Here is a 15,824-nt window from a genome sequence, read left to right on the forward strand (position 1 = left end):
TTCGCGGGGAGTTGAGCAGGCGTCAGTCACGGACACGCGCGATGAGCAGCGCGACGTCGTCCTGTCCGGCACCGTGCCGCAGGGCCGCCAGGAGACGGTCGCAGGTCTCCTCCAGGCCGGTGTCCGGGCCCGCGAGCAGCGTGAGCAGCAGGTGCAGCCGGGTGTCGATGTCCTCGTCACGGGTCTCGACCAGGCCGTCGGTGTAGAGCACGAGCCGATCGCCCGGAATCAGGTCCACGGTGACGGCGCGGAAGGGGACACCGCCCACACCGAGCGGAGCGCCGGTGGGCAGGTCGAGCAGGCGCGGGGCGCGCCCCGGCCGCAGGAGCACCGGGGGCATGTGGCCGGCGCTGGCGAGGCGGCAGTGCCCCCGGCGGGGGTCGTAGAGCGCGAAGAGGCAGGTGGCGATGTAGGGATCGAGGCCGACGGTGATGCCGTCGAGCTGGCGCAGCACCTGCCCCGGATCGAGGCCCAGCGCGGCCAGCGTCTGGGAGGCGGTGCGCAGCCGTCCCATGGTGGTGGCGGCGTTGATCCCGCTCCCCATGACATCGCCGACCACCAGCGCGGTCCTGTCCCCGTTCAGCGGGAGGATGTCGAACCAGTCACCGCCGACCTCGCTCACCGCCCCGGCCGGCTGGTAGCGGGTGGCGACGTCCAGGCCGACCACGGGCGGGGGCTCCTGCGGCAGGAGGCTGCGCTGCAGCGTCAGGGCGGTGTTGCGCTGCTGCTGGTACCAGCGGGCGTTGTCGATGCACACCGCCGCCCGGCCGGCCAGTTCCCCGGCGAGCAGGATGTCGTCGGCGTCGAAGGGCAGCGGGTTGCGGAAGCGTTTGAGGTCCAGCGCCCCGAGCACCTCGCCCCGGGCGATCAGCGGCACGGCCAGGTACGAATGGACCCCGGCCTCGGCCAGCAGGACGGCGGCCTTGGCGTCCCGCGCGATGTCCGCCAGGTCCGCTTCGGTCACCCGCGGCACCACGACCGGTTCGCCGGTCCGCACGCACTGGGTGACCAGCCGGTCGGCGTCGTAGCGGGCGAGTTCCCCGGGCGGGTCGGCCGCCCGGACGGCGGCGGTCGGCTCGGCCGTTTCCACGGCGAGGGCCCGGAAGACCGCCGAGCCGCCGGCCGGCACCGGCTCGCGCCGGCCTTCGACGGCGGAGTCCAGGACGTCCACGGCGGCGATGTCCGCCAGCTCGGGCACGGTGACCTCGGCCAGCTCCCGCGCCGTCTCCCGCAGGTCCAGGGTCGTACCGATACGCACCGACGCGTCGGCGACCAGGCTCAGCCGGTGCCGGGCGCGCTCGGCCTCCTGGGCGGCCCGGTGCCGGTCCGTGACGTCGATGACCGAGGCGGCCACGCCCAGCACCCGGCCGCCGGGGTCCTCGAGCCGGTACAGCGACAGCGACCAGGCGCGCTCGTCCTCCGGGTCGGCCGGGACGTGGCCGGTCACCTGCCGGTCCACCAGCGGCGTGCCGGTCTCCAGCACGGTCTTCATCGCGGCCTCGATGTCGTCGCTGTCCAGGAACGGCAGGGTCTCGCCCACGAGCCGGCCGATGTGCTGCTCGGCCGGGATCTTGTCCACGTGCTCCAGGGCGGGATTGACCCCGATGAAGCGCAGATCGGTGTCCAGGACCGCCAGGCCGATCGGAGACTGGTCCACGAGGCGCACGGACAGCGCCAGGTCGCGCTCGACCCGGCGCAGGGTCTCCTGGTCCGCGGCCAGACCGAGCGCGTAATAGCCACCCTGCCGGGACTGCAGGCGCATGTTGCGCATCTCGAGCAGCCGCAGGCTGCCGTCCTTGTGCCGGATGGGGAAGACGCCGGCCCAGGCCTCGCCACTGTCCATCACCCGGCTGAACAGTTCGAGGACGAAACCGATGTGCTCGTCGGCCACGAGCAGCCGGGCCGCGTACTCGCCGAGGGCCTCGTCCGCGGTGTAGCCCAGCAGCTCCTCGGCCTGTCGGCTCCACAGCGCGATCCGGCCGTCGGAGTCGAGCGCCACGGCCGCCATACCCAGCACGTCCAGCAGCCCGCCGGGCGCGGTGGCCTTGAACTCGGCCTCTCCGAGTTCGGCCGCACCGGTCCCGGCCCCGTCGGTGGAGAACCCTTCGGTCTCACCCATGCGCAGCCGCTCCTCCCGCCGCCGTCATGGCGCACTCGTGCGGGCAGCGCCGACCCCACCGGAATCCGGAACGTTCTCCATCGTGCCTCCGCACCTGGTTCCGCGCAGCTCCGGCCACTGGCGTACACCCTGCCGAGCCGGCGTGTCCATCCCCTCGGACGTCCCGGCTCATCCGGGCGGTGGCGGCGTTCCGTCGTCCCGGCCGCCGGTCGACGGGGGCAGCTCCTGCTCCGTCCAGACGGTCTTGCCCTCGTGCGCGTGCCGGGTGCCCCAGCGCGCCGTCAGCTGGGCGACGAGGAGCAGGCCCCGGCCGCCCTCGTCGGTGCTGCGGGCCCGGCGCAGGTGCGGGGAGGTGCTGCTGGGGTCGGAGACCTCGCAGATGAGCCGCCCCAGGTGGATGAGGCGCAGGGTGACGGGCCCGCCGGCGTAGCGGTAGGCGTTGGTGACCAGCTCGCTGACGATCAGCTCGGTGGTGAAGATCATGTCTTCCAGTCCCCACGCGGTCAGCTGCCGGGCGGTCAGCCCCCGGGCCCGTGCGGGGGCCGTGGGCTCCGCGGGCAGCTCCCAGGTGGCGACCTGCGCCGGTGTCAGCGTCCGGGTCCTGGCCAGCAGCAGGGCGACGTCGTCGGTGGGCCGGGCGGGCAGCAACGCGTCGACCGCGGCCCCGCAGGTCTCCTCCAAGGGGCGGGCGGGGCCCGCGAGCGTGTCGCACAGACGGGAGAGTCCGGCGTCGACATCGTGCTCCTGGCCCTCGATGAGGCCGTTGGTGTAGAGCGCCATCATGCTGCCTTCCGCGAGCTCCAGCTCAGCGGATTCGAACGGCAGCCCGCCCAGTCCCAGCGGCGGCCCGGCCGGGAGGTCCGCCAGGCTCGCGGTGCCGTCCGGTGTCACCACCACCGGGGGCGGATGGCCCGCGCGGGCCACCGTGCAACGCCGTGAGACGGGGTCGTACACCGCGTACAGGCACGTGGCGCCGACGATCTGTTCGCCGGGGGACTCCTCGTCGCCCGGCTCCTGCTCGTCGGCGAGCCGGTTCACGAGGTCGTCGAGGTGGGAGAGGACCTCGTCGGGTTCGAGATCGAGATCGGCCAGCGTGTGCACGGCCGTACGCAGCCGTCCCATCGTGGCCGCGGCGTTGAGGCCGTGGCCCACCACGTCGCCCACGACCAGGGCCACCCGGGCCCCGGAGAGCGGGATGACGTCGAACCAGTCACCGCCGACCCCCGCCGCGCCGCCGGCCGGGAGATAGCGGTGGGCGACGTCGACCGCGGGGCGGGCGGGAAAGTCGCGCGGCAGCAGTCGGCGCTGCAGCGCCAGCGCGGCGAGGTGCTGCTGGGTGTACTGGCGGGCGTTGTCGATGGAGAGCGAGGCACGGGCGGCGAACTCACCGGCGAGGGTGAGATCGTCCTCCTCGAACTGTTCGGGCGCGCGGTACCGCCACAGGCTGAGCAGGCCCAGGGCCAGCCCACGGGCGGTCAGCGGCACCACCATCAGCGAGTGGACACCGCGCTCGCGCGCGTTCTCCGCCCGCCGCGCGTCCAGACCCGAGCAGGGGCCCATCGGATCGAACCGGGCCTCCAGCACGGGGCGCCGCTCGGCGAGACACCGGCCCTGAGGCGTGTCCGGCGGGAACGACCGGAGGGTGCCCACCGGGTAGAGCAAGTCGTGCGCCTTGGGCCCGGCGGTCTTCAGCGCGGTCCTGCGCAACGGCCCCGATCCGTCCGGAGGGGGCTCCTCGCCGAGGCGTACGGATTCCAGGAGGTCGACGGTGACGCAGTCGGCGAGGCCGGGCACGGCGACGTCGACCAGTTCCGACGCGGTGGTGCGTACATCGAGCGTGGTGCCGATCCGGGTGCTCGCCTCGTTGAGCATCGCCAGCCGCCGCCGGGCCCGGTGCCGGTCGGTGACGTCCTCGACCAGCTGGGTCACCCCCAGGGTCCGGCCGGCGGCGTCCTCCATGCGGAACGCGGACACGGCCACGAGCCGTTCCCTGCCGGGATCGCGCTGCATCCGGCACGGCTGCTCCGTGAAGATCATCGGCTCTCCGGTGGCGAGCACCTGATCCAGCCGCTCCTCGATCGTCCGCGCGTCCGACTCGACCAGGAAGTCGCCGATACGGCGCCCGCGGGCGTCCTCGCTCTCGACACCGCCGACGCTCGCGATGGCCCGGTTGATCCGCAGGATCATCAGGTCCGGGTCGTGGATGGCGAGACCGATGGGCGAGCGCAGGAACAGGCCCTCCAGGACCGACCGGTCGATCTCCCACTGGGTGACCTCCTCGGCCGGCGCGCCGATCAGGAACCATTCGCTCCGCTGGTCCGCCCTGATGACGCGACGGGCCCGGACCCCGAGGGGGAGCCGCGCGCCCGTACGGCTCAGCACGGGCAGGATCCCGAACCAGCCGCCCTTCCGCACGCACGCCGCCGTCGCCTCCCGGACGATCTCCTCGTCGCGAGGGTCCACGAGGAACCCGGCGGCATACCGGCCGAGGACCTCATCGGCCGCGTATCCCAGCAGCTGGGCGGCGCGCTCGCTCCAGGCGACCACCGTGCCGCGGTGGTCGAGCACGGCGGAGGCGCCGCGACCCAGCGAGAACGGGTCCTCGGGGCTCTCGCTGATCGGGGTCACGGATCCGGTCATCCCTTTCATGCTCAACCGGCTCCGGCAGAACCGCACGCGCTGGGGGGTGTCTTGTGGATCTTGCCGGGCTCGCGTGCCCTGGCACCGCGCCTCGCCGCGTTGTCGTCGGTCGGCATGGCTCCTCCCCCGTAGCCCTTCGGGCACGGGGGTACCCCCAGACTCCCTCCTCCGCCTTGCGATCCGTCCCCCAGGCCCTGCGGGCCTGGGGAGACCCCATGCACCGGACCCCGCTCCCTGATCCGGCCTGATCCACAAGACACCCCCTGGGGCCTGTCTTCCGGATCTTGCCGCGCCGGCGTGATCCACAAGACAGGCTCCGGCGCCGCCGTCATTTGACCGAGCCCGCCATCACCCCCTGAACGAAGTGCCGCTGGAAGGCGAAGAAGACCACGACCGGCACGATCAGTGACAGGAACGCGCCGGGCGCCAGCACGTCGATGTTGCTGCCGAACTGGCGGACCTGGGACTGGAGCTCCACGGTGAGCGGCTGCGCGGAGCTGTCCGCGAAGAGCAGCGCCACGAGCATGTCGTTCCACACCCACAGGAACTGGAAGATCGCCAGACTGGCGATGGCCGGGCGTCCCACCGGAATGACCAGCCGGGTGAAGATCCGCCACTCACCGCCGCCGTCCATCCTCGCCGCCTCCAGCATCTCGCGTGGGATGTCGGCGAAGTAGTTGCGCAGCAGGAAGATCGCGAACGGCAGCCCGTACGCGACGTGGAAGAGCACGACGCCCGGGATCGTGCCGAACAGCCCGAGCTGGCCGAAGAGCTTGGCGACCGGCAGCAGGCCGACCTGGACCGGCACCACGAGCAGCGCCACCACCAGCAGGAAGAGCCAGTCGCGGCCGGGGAAGTCCAGCCAGGCGAAGGCGTACCCGGCCAGCGCCGCGACGACGATGACCAGCGCGGTGGTGGGCACCGAGATGAGGACGGTGTTCCAGAACGCCCGGGTGATCCCGGCGTTGCCGAGCAGCGCCGAGTAGTTGTCGAAGGACAGCTGCCCGGGGGCGGTCAGCGTGGTCCACCAGCCGCTGCCCGCGTTGTCCTGGGCGGAGCGCAGCGAGGAGAGCAGGAGTCCGGCGAGCGGGGTGACCCAGACCAGGCCGATCACCACCAGGAACGCCTGGACCAGCCCGTTCCCGAGCCACTTGCTCATCCGGTTCATGACTGACTCCTGCGGAAACGACGGACGTTGAAGACCATGGCGGGGATCACCAGCAGCAGAAGCAGTACGCCGAGCGCGCTGCCGAGCCCCTGGTTGTTGCCGCCGCCGAAGGAGACCAGCCACATCTGGGTGGCCAGCACGGTGGCGTCCTCCTGCACGGGTCCCGGGGCGATGATGTAGACGAGGTCGAAGACCTTCATCACATTGATCACCAGGGTCACGAAGACCACGGTCAGGATCGGAGCGAGCAGCGGCACGGTGATCATGCGGAAGACCTGCCACTCGCCGGCGCCGTCCATCCGGGCCGCCTCCAGCGCGTCACGCGGCAGCGAGGAGAGCCCGGCGCCGATCAGCACCATGGCGAAGCCGGTCCAGATCCACAGGTACGCGCCGATGATGGCCGGGGTGACCAGCGCGGGCCCCAGCCAGGAGACGCCTTCGTAGGGCGGGGCGAAGTTCCGCGCGGGCAGCCGTACGGTGTACGCGCCGGGATCCAGGTCCCCGAAGCGGAACGAGCCGTCGGCCGCCGTGTCGATGGTGGCGATCGTACGGCCGTCCCGTACCGCCTCGACCGTCATCCCCGGCAGTCCGCGCTCGGCCGTGTCCACCCGGCCCTGTTCACCCCCGCCGCCGGGGGTGAAGTCGAGGTAGACGACGCCGATCAGCTCGCGCCCGGATGCCGTGCGGGACGCGGCCCCGTACGCGGGCTTCGCCTCGGCGGGCAGCTCCTTGGGCGCCACGCCGACGAGCCCGAGGCTCACCGCCGCGCCGCCCGGGGACGCCGTCCCGTCCGTCGCGTACGAACCGTCCGGGCCCTTGGTCAGGCCCTGTCCGTCCCGGGCCCGCGCGGTCGGGTACGAGGAGGCGTCGTCGAAGGCGTCGTGCACCCCGACGACGGCGGCGTTCAGCACCCCCTTGTCGGGGTCCTCCTCGTACGCGAGGCGGAAGATGATGCCCGCCGCGAGGAACGAGACGGCCATCGGCATGAACAGCAGCAGCTTGAACGCGGTGGCCCAGCGGACCTTCTCCACCAGCACGGCGAGGATCAGCCCGAGCCCCGTGAGCAGGGTCGGGGCGATGACCACCCAGATGGCGCTGTTGCGGATGGCCTTGAGCGTCGCCGGGTCGCGGAACATCTCGGCGTAGTTCCCGCCGCCGACGAACCGGGCGCCCCCGGCGTCGAAGAAGCTGCGGCCGACCGAGAACAGCACGGGGTAGACCACGAGAGCGCCGAGGAGCAGCAGCGCGGGCAGGACGAAGACCAGGGCGATGATCCGCCGGCGCCGCTGGGCACGGCGCCGGGGATTCGCGGATCGCGGGGAGGAATCCCGGGCGGATCCGATGACGGAGGTCATGGACGATCAGCCCTTGTACGCCTTGGCCGCCGCGGCTTCCAGCTTCGCCGCGGTGGCCTTCGGGTCCGACGGGTCGCGCAGGAAGTCCTGGAGCAGCTTCCACTCGCCGGCGCCCTTGGTGCCGCCGAAGGCGGCGGGGGCCTGGTCCGACATGTCGAACCGCACCGAATCACCGGCGTCGATCAGCGACTTGGCGGTCTCGCGGGTGGTGTCGTCGCCGTACGACGCGAGGTCGAGCTTCTTGTTGGGGGAGAGGAACCCGCCGGCCCCGGCCCACACGGCCGCCGCCTCGGGCGTCGCCAGGTACTCCAGGAACGCCATGGCGGCCTTCTGGTTCTTGCCGGCCTTCAGGACCACGGCCGCGTCACCGCCGCTGACGACGGGCGCCTTGCCGCCGTCGACCGCGGGGAAGGGGAAGAACGCGGCGTCCTCGCCGATCTTCTTGCCGAACTCGTCCTTGGCGACGCCGGCGACGAAGTCGCCCTCGTACACCATGCCGGCCTCGGGGTCGGGGCCGAAGACCTTCTCGACCGAGCCGGGGAAGTCGGTGCCGAGCGCGCCCTTCTGGCCGCCCGCGACGAGTTCCTTGTCGGCGAAGAGCGTGCCGAGCGTGGTGAGTGCCTTCTCCACGCTGGGGTCGGTCCACGGGATGGTGTGGGTGGCGAGCAGGTCGTACTTCTCGGGCCCGGCCTGGGAGAGGTAGATGTTCTCGAACCAGTCGGTGAGGGTCCAGCCGTCCTCGCCGGCGACGGCGAAGGCGGGCAGTCCCGAGTCCGCGACGGCCTGTCCGGCCTTGAGCATGTCCGCGTACGTCTTCGGCGGCTTGACCCCCGCCTGGTCGAGGGCGGCGGGGCTGTACCAGACCGTCGACTTGTGGGCGGCCTTGAAGTACAGCCCGTAGAAGGTGCTGTCCACGGTGCCGTACGACTTCCACACACTGGCGTAGTTGGTGTCGGCCGCCTTCTCGGTGGTCCTGGAGAGGGGCTTCAGCCAGTCCTCCTTCGCGAACTGCTGGAGCACGCCGACCTGGGGCACCATCACCACGTCGGGGGCGTTGCCGCCCTCGATCTTGCTGCCGACGACCGTGGAGACGTTGTCGCCGGTCGAGACGAACTGGGTCTTGGCGCCGGTCTTGGCGGTGAAGGCGTCCAGCACCTTCTGGAAGTTCTTCTGTTCGGTGCCGGACCAGACACCCGCGACGGTGAGGGTCTGGCCGTCGAGCGTCTTGTCACCGCCGCCGGCGGGGGTGACGGGGCCGCCGCCGCAGGCGCTCGCGCCGAGGGCGAGGGCCAGGGCCGTGCAGCTCGCGAGTATGACGCGTCGTGTCTTCATCGTTGTTCTTCCTTCTGGAGAAGTGGAATGGACGATGTCCCGGGGATGCCGGGCGGGGTCGGTCACGATCAGGCGGCGTCGCCGATCCACCAGGCCGCCGTCGACCCGGGCAGCGCCCCCGGCGGGCACGGGCCGCTGGACAGCAGTGGGGCGCCGGACACCGGAGCGGGCACCGGAGCGGTGCCGAAGTTGACGGCGCAGACGAACCCGTCGCCCCGGGCGAAGGCGAGCACGCCGGGCGGGGAGTCCAGCCAGCGCAGGGTGCCTTCGCCCAGCTGCGGCAGTCCCCGGCGGAGCTGGAGCCCGTCGCGGTAGAGGTGCCAGAACGAGCGGGTGTCGGCCAGCGCCCGGTCGGTGGCGTGCTGGGCGAACCAGCCGGGCTGCGGCAGCCACGGCTTGGCCCCCTCGGCCCCGGAGGTGAAGCCGAACGGCGACGCGTGCCCCGACCAGGGCAGCGGCACCCGGCAGCCGTCGCGGATGCGCGCCCGGCTGCCGGTGCGCCGGAAGATCGGGTCGGTGAGCACCTCGTCGGGCAGGTCGACGACCTCCGGAAGGCCGAGTTCCTCGCCCTGGTAGATGTACGCGGCGCCGGGCAGCGCCAGCATCAGCAGCGCGGCCGCCCGGGCGCGGGCGGCACCGAGGCCGCTGCCCTCCGTGCCGGACTCGCCGTAGCGGGTGACGCTGCGGACCTGGTCGTGGTTGTTGAGGACCCACGTCACGGTGGATCCGGTGCCGGCGATGTCCTGCATCGCGGTCGAGACGACCTTGCGGAAGGCGTCGGCGTCCCACGGGGCCCCGAGCAGGTCGAAGAAGAACGCCTGGTGCAGCTCGTCCGGGCGTACGTACCGGGCGTGTTCACGCGCGGTCGGTACGGAGACCTCGCCGACCAGCAGCCGCTCGCGGCCGTCGCGGGCCGTGTACTCCTCGCAGACCGACCGCCAGTGCCGCCACACGTCGTGCACCTCGGGCTGGTTCCAGGCGAGGGGGTTGACCGAGTCGCGGGTGCGCGCGTCGGCCTCGGGGTCCGGTGAGTCGGGCAGCTCGGGGTGCTTGAACAGCCCGGCGGCCACGTCGATGCGGAAGCCGTCGACGCCGCGGTCCAGCCAGAACCGCAGGACGTGGTCGAAGTGGGCCGCGGTCTCGGGATTGCGCCAGTTCAGGTCGGGCTGTTCGGGTGTGAACATGTGCAGGTACCACTGGCCGGGCGTGCCGTCCGGCTCGGTGACCCGGGTCCACGCGGGGCCGCCGAACATGGCGTGCCAGTTGTTGGGCGGTACGTCGCCGCCGGGACCCCGGCCCTCGGCGAAGTGGAAGCGGGCGCGCGCCTCGCTGCCGGGCTCCGAGGCGAGCGCCTCACGGAACCAGTCGTGCTCGCTGGAGCAGTGGTTGGGGACGACGTCGAGGAGCACCTTGACGCCGAGCCGGTGGGCGTCGGCGACCAGCAGGCCGAACTCGTCGAGGTCGCCGAAGACCGGGTCGACGTCGCAGTAGTCGGCGACGTCGTAGCCGTGGTCGTGCTGCGGCGAGGGGTAGAAGGGGCTCAGCCAGATCCCGTCGACGCCGAGCTTCTTCAGATACGGCAGCCCGGCGCGGACCCCGGCCAGATCGCCGATCCCGTCGCCGGTGCTGTCCAGGAAGCTGCGGACGTACACCTGATAGATCACCGCGTCGCGCCACCAGTGGCGCGGGGCGCGGTCCGTGCCGCGCTGCGAGAGGCCGTCGCCGGCCGGGGCTGTGAGCGTCACCCGTTGACCTGTTTCTTCAAGGCTCGTAAGAAGCCAGCCGTTATGCATGCATGTTAGGTAGGCGTGCCGAGGGAGTGTCAACAGTCATGCGGAAACAGGGGGTAGTTGAGGGGGAATGCCCCGATATGTCCCGTGGATATGAGACGTGGAGGATGCGGCGGGGTTAGCTAACTGTTAAGTAATGGGGGAGTCAGCCCCGGCGCGCGATGGCCGCCAGCTCCGCGGCGAGGCGCCGTACGGCCGCCTCCGGCCGCTGGTGCTGCGCCATCGCGTCATGCACGACCGCCTGCACCACCAGGCTCACCTGCTCGTACCGCGGGCTCTTGGGGCGCGGCGCGGCCGCGAGCACGCTCGCCCGCAGGGCCGGCAGATAGGGGAACTCCCGCACCAGCCCGGGGTCCTGGTACACCGCGGCGTTCACCGGCGGCAGCGCGCCCTCGGTGAGTACCCTGCGCTGGATCCGGTCGCTCGTCAGATACGCGAGCAGGTCATGGGCCGACTCCGGATGCCGCGCCTTCGCGCTGACCGCGAGATTGGACCCGCCCAGCACGCTCGTCCCCGCCCCGTCCCGGCCCGGCAGAGGCACGGTGCCGAACTTCCCCGCGACCTCGGAGTCCGCGCCGGACGCGCCCGCGTAGGCGTACGGCCAGTTCCGCAGGAAGAGCAGCCTGCCCTCCTGGAAGGCCTGCCGGGACTCCTCCTCCTTGTACGTGAGCGCTTCCTTCGGGATCCAGCCGTCACGCACCCCGCGGGCGAGGAACCCGATGCCGGTGCGGGCCGCCGCCGAGTCCACGGTGACCCGCTCGCCCTCGTCGCCGAGGATCGTGCCGCCGGCCGAATAGACCGCCTCCGCGGCGTTGACGGTGAGCCCCTCGTAGGGCAGGAACTGGCCGGCGTAACCCCCCAGCCCGTAGCGGGGAGCGATCGTCCTCGCCTGCCGCTCCAGCTCGGCCCAGGTCCGCGGCGGCCGCTCGCCCTCCCGGTCGAGGATGTCCTTGCGGTAATAGAGCATCCCGGCATTCGTGACGTACGGGACCGCGTAGAGCCTTCCGTCGTACGTCGCCGTCCCGGCCACCGGCGGCAGGAAGCTGTCCAGCGCGAAGCGCTCGGACTCCAGCGGCGATATCCAGCCCGCGGCGGCGAACTCCGAGGTCCAGGCGACGTCGATGTTGAGGATGTCGAAGCGCCCCTCGCCCGACCGCAGATCGGTGAGCATCTGGGCATGCGTCTCGTCGGCCGAGTCCGGCAGCTCGACCAGGGTGACCCTCTCCCCGGGACGGGCCCGGTTCCACCCGTCGAGCACGGCGCCGAGATAGCCGGTCAGATCGCCGGCCGTGGCCAGGGTCATCGGGCCGCGCCCGCCGCCCCGGGCCGCTTCCGGCGGCGCGGCGGACGACACGTATCCGGCGAGGACGATCGCCGCGACCAGGAGCCCCCTACCGGCGGCACGCATCCACCGCATAGGTTCCTCCCTGAACATCGGCGCCGGGCATCTTCGACCTGCGTCAGGGCATGTATACCCGTTAGGCATGGGCGATACTAGAGCCCTCGAAAGATCGCGGAAGATCGCGGAAGATCACGCAGGCACAGGACGGGAGGAGAGCGCGGATGCGCCTGCCGCTCCTGGCACTCCTCTCCCGGGGTCCGGCCCACGGCTACGAACTCAAGCAGGACCTTGAGCAACTGCTGGGTGCCGCGTACCCTCAGCCGAACGTCGGCCAGATCTACGTGACGCTCGGCCGGCTGGAGAAGTCCGGGCTGATCGAGGGCGAGGAAGTCGCCCAGTCGAGCCGCCCCAACAAGAAGATCTACCGTCTCACCGACGCCGGCACGGAGGCGCTGCGCGCCTGGTTCGAGGAGACGGCGGACGAGCCGCGGGTACGGGACGACTTCTTCATGAAGCTCGCCCTCGCCCCGCGCACCGGCCTCGCCGACCAGATCGCCCTCATCAACAAGCAGCGGCGCGAGTACCTCAACACCATGCGCAATCTGTCGAAGCTGTCCGCGACCGAGAACCGGGACAACCGCATCGCCCACCTGCTGATCGAGGGAGCGATGCTGCATCTGCAGGCCGACCTCGACTGGCTGGAGCGCTGCCAGGAGGAGCTGGAGGGGCTGGAATGAGCCGCGACGACGCGCCCGACCTGCTCCGCGCCGAGGGCCTCGTGAAGACCCACCGGGGCGAGGGCGCCCCCGCCCACGCCGTGCGCGGAGTCGATCTGTCCGTACGGCACGGCGAGTTCGTCGCCGTCACCGGCCCCTCCGGCGCCGGGAAGTCGACCCTGCTGCACCTTCTCGGCGGACTGCAGCGGCCCGACAGCGGCAGCATCTGGCTCGACGGCGAACGCACCGACTCCTACAGCGAGGCGCGCTGGGCCATGGAGCGGCGGCGCCGGATCGGCATCGTCTTCCAGTTCTTCAACCTCGTCTCCAACCTCAACGTCGCCGACAACGTCGAACTGCCCGCACTGCTCGCCGGGACGGGCCCCAGGCAGGCCCGTGCCGAACGCGAGAAGCTGCTCGCCGAACTGGGCCTGGACGGCAAGGCACGCAGCATGCCCGGCGAACTGTCCGGCGGAGAGCAGCAGCGCGTCGCCCTCGCACGGGCGCTCGTCAACCAGCCCCGGCTGCTGCTCGCCGACGAGCCGTCCGGCAGCCTGGACAGCAAGGGCACCCGAGAGGTGATGCGGCTGCTGTCCCGCTTCCACCAGCGCGGGCAGAGCATCCTCCTCGTCACCCACGACGCGCGCCTCGCCAGCGCCGCCGACCGCGTCATCAGCTTCTTCGACGGCCGCATAGCCGACGACGCCGCCCTCGGCGGCACCCCGGCCCGCGGTACCGGACTGTCCGGCGTCCTCGAGCTGAAGGACTGACCCGTGCGGGCCACGCTGCGCTGGGCGCACGCCGATCTGCGCACCCACCGGGGCGAGGCGCTGTTCATCGTCTCCGCCACCGCCGGCATCGTCGCCGCACTGCTGCTCGCCGCCGCCCTCTTCGGGTACGCCACCAACCCCTGGCAGCGCGTCTTCGCCCAGTCCAACGGGGCGCACGTGTGGATCCACACCGGCCCGTCGGCCGACGCGGCCGCCCTCGCCGAACTGGACGGCGTCACCTCCGTGTCGGGGCCCTACCGCACGGTCACCACCACCGTGGAAACGCGCGGCGCACGCGCCACCGTCGGCCTGCGGGGCGCCGGCGAACGGCCGCCGGTGACCGGCCGCCCGCTGCTCACCTCGGGCCGGTGGCTCGACGCGGGCACCCCGGACGGAGTCGTCCTGGAGAGCAGCCTCGCCCGCGCACTGGTGGCCGGCCCCGGGGACACCCTCACCCTGCCCGGAAGCGGGCGCGGACTCACCGTCCTCGGCGTCGCGGACAGCGCCGAGCCCCGCTACCGCCCCGGCGAACGCCCTGGGACGGTCTGGGCGCTGCCGTCGGCCCTGCAGGGCGCCGGTGCTTCGTCAGGACAGCCGAACGGGCAGGTGACCGGGCAGGTCACCGGCCTGCGCCTCGCCGAACCCGAGGACACCGACTACGCCGTCCAGCGCGCCGTCACCCGGCTCGGTGCCGGGGCCGTCACGGACGTGACGAACTGGCAGCAGGCGCGCGCCGAGGCGCAGGGGGACACCAGGCTCCTCGGCCAGGTGCTGGGACTCTTCGGCCTCGGTGCGCTGATCGCCGCCGCGCTGGCGGTGCACGGCGCGATCAGCACCCGGGTCCGGGGCCATCTGCGCGACATATCGGTGCTCAAGGCCATCGGCTTCACCCCCGGCCAGGTGGTACGGGTCTTCCTCGTCCAGCACCTGGCCTTCGCGGCCTCCGGGGCCGCCGTCGCCACGGTGCTCACCGAGACCCTGGGCAGCCGCCTGCCCGGACGGCTGGGGGAGGCGGTGGCCGTGTGGCAGGGACTGCCCGGGTACACCGCAGCGCTGCTCGCGGTGCCGGTCGCCGCGGTGCTGTTCATCGGCGCCACCACCTGCCTCGCCGCCTGGCGGGCCGGGCGGGTGCCCCCGGTGCCCGTGCTCCCCGCCGCGGCGGCGGCAGGGGGCGGCAGGCTGTCCGCCCCGGCCCGCCGGGCCCTCGGCCTCGGGCTGCCGCCGGCCCTGGTCCTCGGCTGGCACCGGGCGTTCGCACGCGGCCCGCAGACCCCGGCCACGGTCGTACGGCTCGCCCTGCCCCTGCTGCTGATCACGGTGGCCCTCAGCGCGTGGACCACCATCGGCCGCTTCGACACCGAGCCCGAGCGGCTCGGGCTCGCCGCCGCCCTCACGGCGCGGGCGGACGAGACCCTCGGCGACCGGGAGGCGCGCGCCCTGCTCGAACGCGATCCCCGCGTCGTCGCCGCCCATCCCGGTGTGGAGGTGGCGGCCCTCGTGTCCGGCCAGACCGGGACGATCGCACTGCGCGGACTCGGCACCCGCGCGCAGCCGTACCCGTTCTCGGTGGCCGAGGGGCGCGCGGCGCGCGGACCCGACGAGGCGGTGGCCGGACAGGGGCTGCTCGACCTGCTGGACGTACGCGTCGGCGACTGGGTACGGATGACGGTCGGCGGACACCCGCAGATCCTCCACATCGTCGGCCGCAGCATCGAGCCCGAGAACGGCGGCCGGACGATCTCCACGTCCCTCGACACCCTGTACGAGAACGACCCCGCGCTGCGCCCGAGCCTCTACCAGCTCCGGCTCACCCCGGACGCGGACCCGAGCGAGGTCCGCGCCGCCCTCACGGACGCCTCGCGCGGCCGGCTGGACATCCATGAGGTGACCGGCCCTGCCGACGGGCTCTCCCCGCTGCGCGGAGTCGTGGTCGGACTGATCGCCGTCCTCGCCCTGATCGGCCTCACCGAGCTGTCGACGGCGATCGGCGCGACGGTGCGGGAGAGCGAGCGGGACCTGCTCGCGCTGAAGGCGATCGGGCTGTCGCCGCGCCAGATCACCGGGATCACGGTGACGGCCGTCGGCTGCACGGCGCTGACGGCGGCAGTGGCGGGGGCGGCGCTGGGGGTGCCGCTCGGTTCCTGGCTCATCGACGCGGAGGGCCGCTCCAGCGGCATCGGCGCGGGCATCGCGGCGGCGCCGTCCCCGCCCCACCTCGTGCTCCTCGCGGCGGCGGCGGTCCTGGGCGCGGTGTCCCTCGCGGTCCTCCCCGCGACGAGGGCGTCCCGCCACCGCCTGGCGGACACGGCGACGGCCTGAGTGAGCGGGTGGGGGCGGGGCCGCTGCGCGGGGCCTTTTCCGCTACCCGCCCTCCCCCAGAGCTTCGCCTGGGAGGTACCCCCATCCCGCAGTATCGATTTGCGGCTCCGCCGCGTGGGGGGGGGCAAGCCCCCAGACCCCGTACGGCCTCCGGCCGTGTCCTCAAACGCCGGAGGGGCTGGATTTTCCAGCCCCTCCGGCGTTTGAGGAGCGGGGGTTCGGGGGCGGAGCCCCCGATTCGGGAAGGGGCGGGTAGGGGAAAGAAGCCCGCCG

The 15,824-nt window shown here is 72.6% G+C and carries 10 protein-coding genes; 3 read left to right on the forward strand and 7 right to left on the reverse strand.

The features are described from left to right. Positions 1-22 precede the first annotated feature (22 nt). The 7 genes from ABT342_RS11030 to ABT342_RS11060 form a co-directional block, all read right to left on the reverse strand. On the reverse strand, positions 23-2,119 hold the full coding sequence (locus ABT342_RS11030) for a SpoIIE family protein phosphatase (RefSeq protein ID WP_351570302.1): 2,097 nt from the start codon (positions 2,117-2,119) through the stop codon (positions 23-25). A 168-nt stretch (positions 2,120-2,287) separates the two neighbouring features. Further along, positions 2,288-4,759, reverse strand: coding sequence for a SpoIIE family protein phosphatase (locus tag ABT342_RS11035; RefSeq protein ID WP_351570305.1), 2,472 nt, complete (start codon positions 4,757-4,759; stop codon positions 2,288-2,290). A gap of 328 nt (positions 4,760-5,087) precedes the next feature. Then, positions 5,088-5,927, reverse strand: a complete 840-nt coding sequence (locus tag ABT342_RS11040; RefSeq protein WP_351570308.1) for a carbohydrate ABC transporter permease — start codon at positions 5,925-5,927, stop codon at positions 5,088-5,090. Continuing rightward, the gene (locus tag ABT342_RS11045) at positions 5,924-7,282 is read right to left on the reverse strand and encodes an ABC transporter permease subunit (protein ID WP_351570311.1); all 1,359 of its coding nucleotides are present in this window, start codon (positions 7,280-7,282) and stop codon (positions 5,924-5,926) included. Before ABT342_RS11045 ends, ABT342_RS11040 begins: the two co-directional genes overlap by 4 nt. Before the next feature lie 6 nt (positions 7,283-7,288). Continuing rightward, positions 7,289-8,614: an ABC transporter substrate-binding protein gene (locus ABT342_RS11050; RefSeq protein WP_351570313.1), complete on the reverse strand. Its 1,326-nt coding sequence runs from the start codon at positions 8,612-8,614 to the stop codon at positions 7,289-7,291. Between the two features lie 68 nt (positions 8,615-8,682). Next, positions 8,683-10,407 (reverse strand): glycoside hydrolase family 13 protein, encoded by a 1,725-nt coding sequence (locus tag ABT342_RS11055; RefSeq protein WP_351570316.1) that lies wholly within the window; start codon positions 10,405-10,407, stop codon positions 8,683-8,685. 142 nt (positions 10,408-10,549) lie between these two features. Next, positions 10,550-11,821 (reverse strand): ABC transporter substrate-binding protein, encoded by a 1,272-nt coding sequence (locus ABT342_RS11060; protein WP_351570319.1) that lies wholly within the window; start codon positions 11,819-11,821, stop codon positions 10,550-10,552. A 146-nt stretch (positions 11,822-11,967) separates the two neighbouring features. Between ABT342_RS11060 and ABT342_RS11065 the strand changes: the two genes are divergently transcribed. Genes ABT342_RS11065 through ABT342_RS11075 form a run of 3 tightly spaced genes read left to right on the forward strand, consistent with a single transcriptional unit; the run spans position 11,968 to position 15,551 of the window. Then, a complete protein-coding gene (locus ABT342_RS11065) occupies positions 11,968-12,483 on the forward strand; it encodes a PadR family transcriptional regulator (RefSeq protein ID WP_351570322.1) in 516 nt (171 codons plus the stop codon). After that, positions 12,480-13,232, forward strand: coding sequence for an ABC transporter ATP-binding protein (locus ABT342_RS11070; RefSeq protein WP_351570325.1), 753 nt, complete (start codon positions 12,480-12,482; stop codon positions 13,230-13,232). Before ABT342_RS11065 ends, ABT342_RS11070 begins: the two co-directional genes overlap by 4 nt. 3 nt (positions 13,233-13,235) lie before the next feature. Further along, positions 13,236-15,551 (forward strand): FtsX-like permease family protein, encoded by a 2,316-nt coding sequence (locus ABT342_RS11075; protein ID WP_351570328.1) that lies wholly within the window; start codon positions 13,236-13,238, stop codon positions 15,549-15,551. Positions 15,552-15,824 lie beyond the last annotated feature (273 nt).

The organism is Streptomyces sp. NPDC000410, assembly GCF_040300305.1.
Taxonomy (GTDB): Bacteria; Actinomycetota; Actinomycetes; order Streptomycetales; family Streptomycetaceae; genus Streptomyces.

What these genes read in the sequence shown, in the direction of transcription:
- ABT342_RS11060 (WP_351570319.1), bottom strand. Translation starts at nt 11,821, where the DNA reads ATGCGGTGGATGCGTGCCGCCGGTAGGGGGCTCCTGGTCGCGGCGATC.
- ABT342_RS11035 (WP_351570305.1), bottom strand. Translation starts at nt 4,759, where the DNA reads ATGACCGGATCCGTGACCCCGATCAGCGAGAGCCCCGAGGACCCGTTC.
- ABT342_RS11070 (WP_351570325.1), top strand. Translation starts at nt 12,480, where the DNA reads ATGAGCCGCGACGACGCGCCCGACCTGCTCCGCGCCGAGGGCCTCGTG.
- ABT342_RS11040 (WP_351570308.1), bottom strand. Translation starts at nt 5,927, where the DNA reads ATGAACCGGATGAGCAAGTGGCTCGGGAACGGGCTGGTCCAGGCGTTC.
- ABT342_RS11045 (WP_351570311.1), bottom strand. Translation starts at nt 7,282, where the DNA reads ATGACCTCCGTCATCGGATCCGCCCGGGATTCCTCCCCGCGATCCGCG.
- ABT342_RS11030 (WP_351570302.1), bottom strand. Translation starts at nt 2,119, where the DNA reads ATGGGTGAGACCGAAGGGTTCTCCACCGACGGGGCCGGGACCGGTGCG.
- ABT342_RS11065 (WP_351570322.1), top strand. Translation starts at nt 11,968, where the DNA reads ATGCGCCTGCCGCTCCTGGCACTCCTCTCCCGGGGTCCGGCCCACGGC.
- ABT342_RS11055 (WP_351570316.1), bottom strand. Translation starts at nt 10,407, where the DNA reads ATGCATAACGGCTGGCTTCTTACGAGCCTTGAAGAAACAGGTCAACGG.
- ABT342_RS11050 (WP_351570313.1), bottom strand. Translation starts at nt 8,614, where the DNA reads ATGAAGACACGACGCGTCATACTCGCGAGCTGCACGGCCCTGGCCCTC.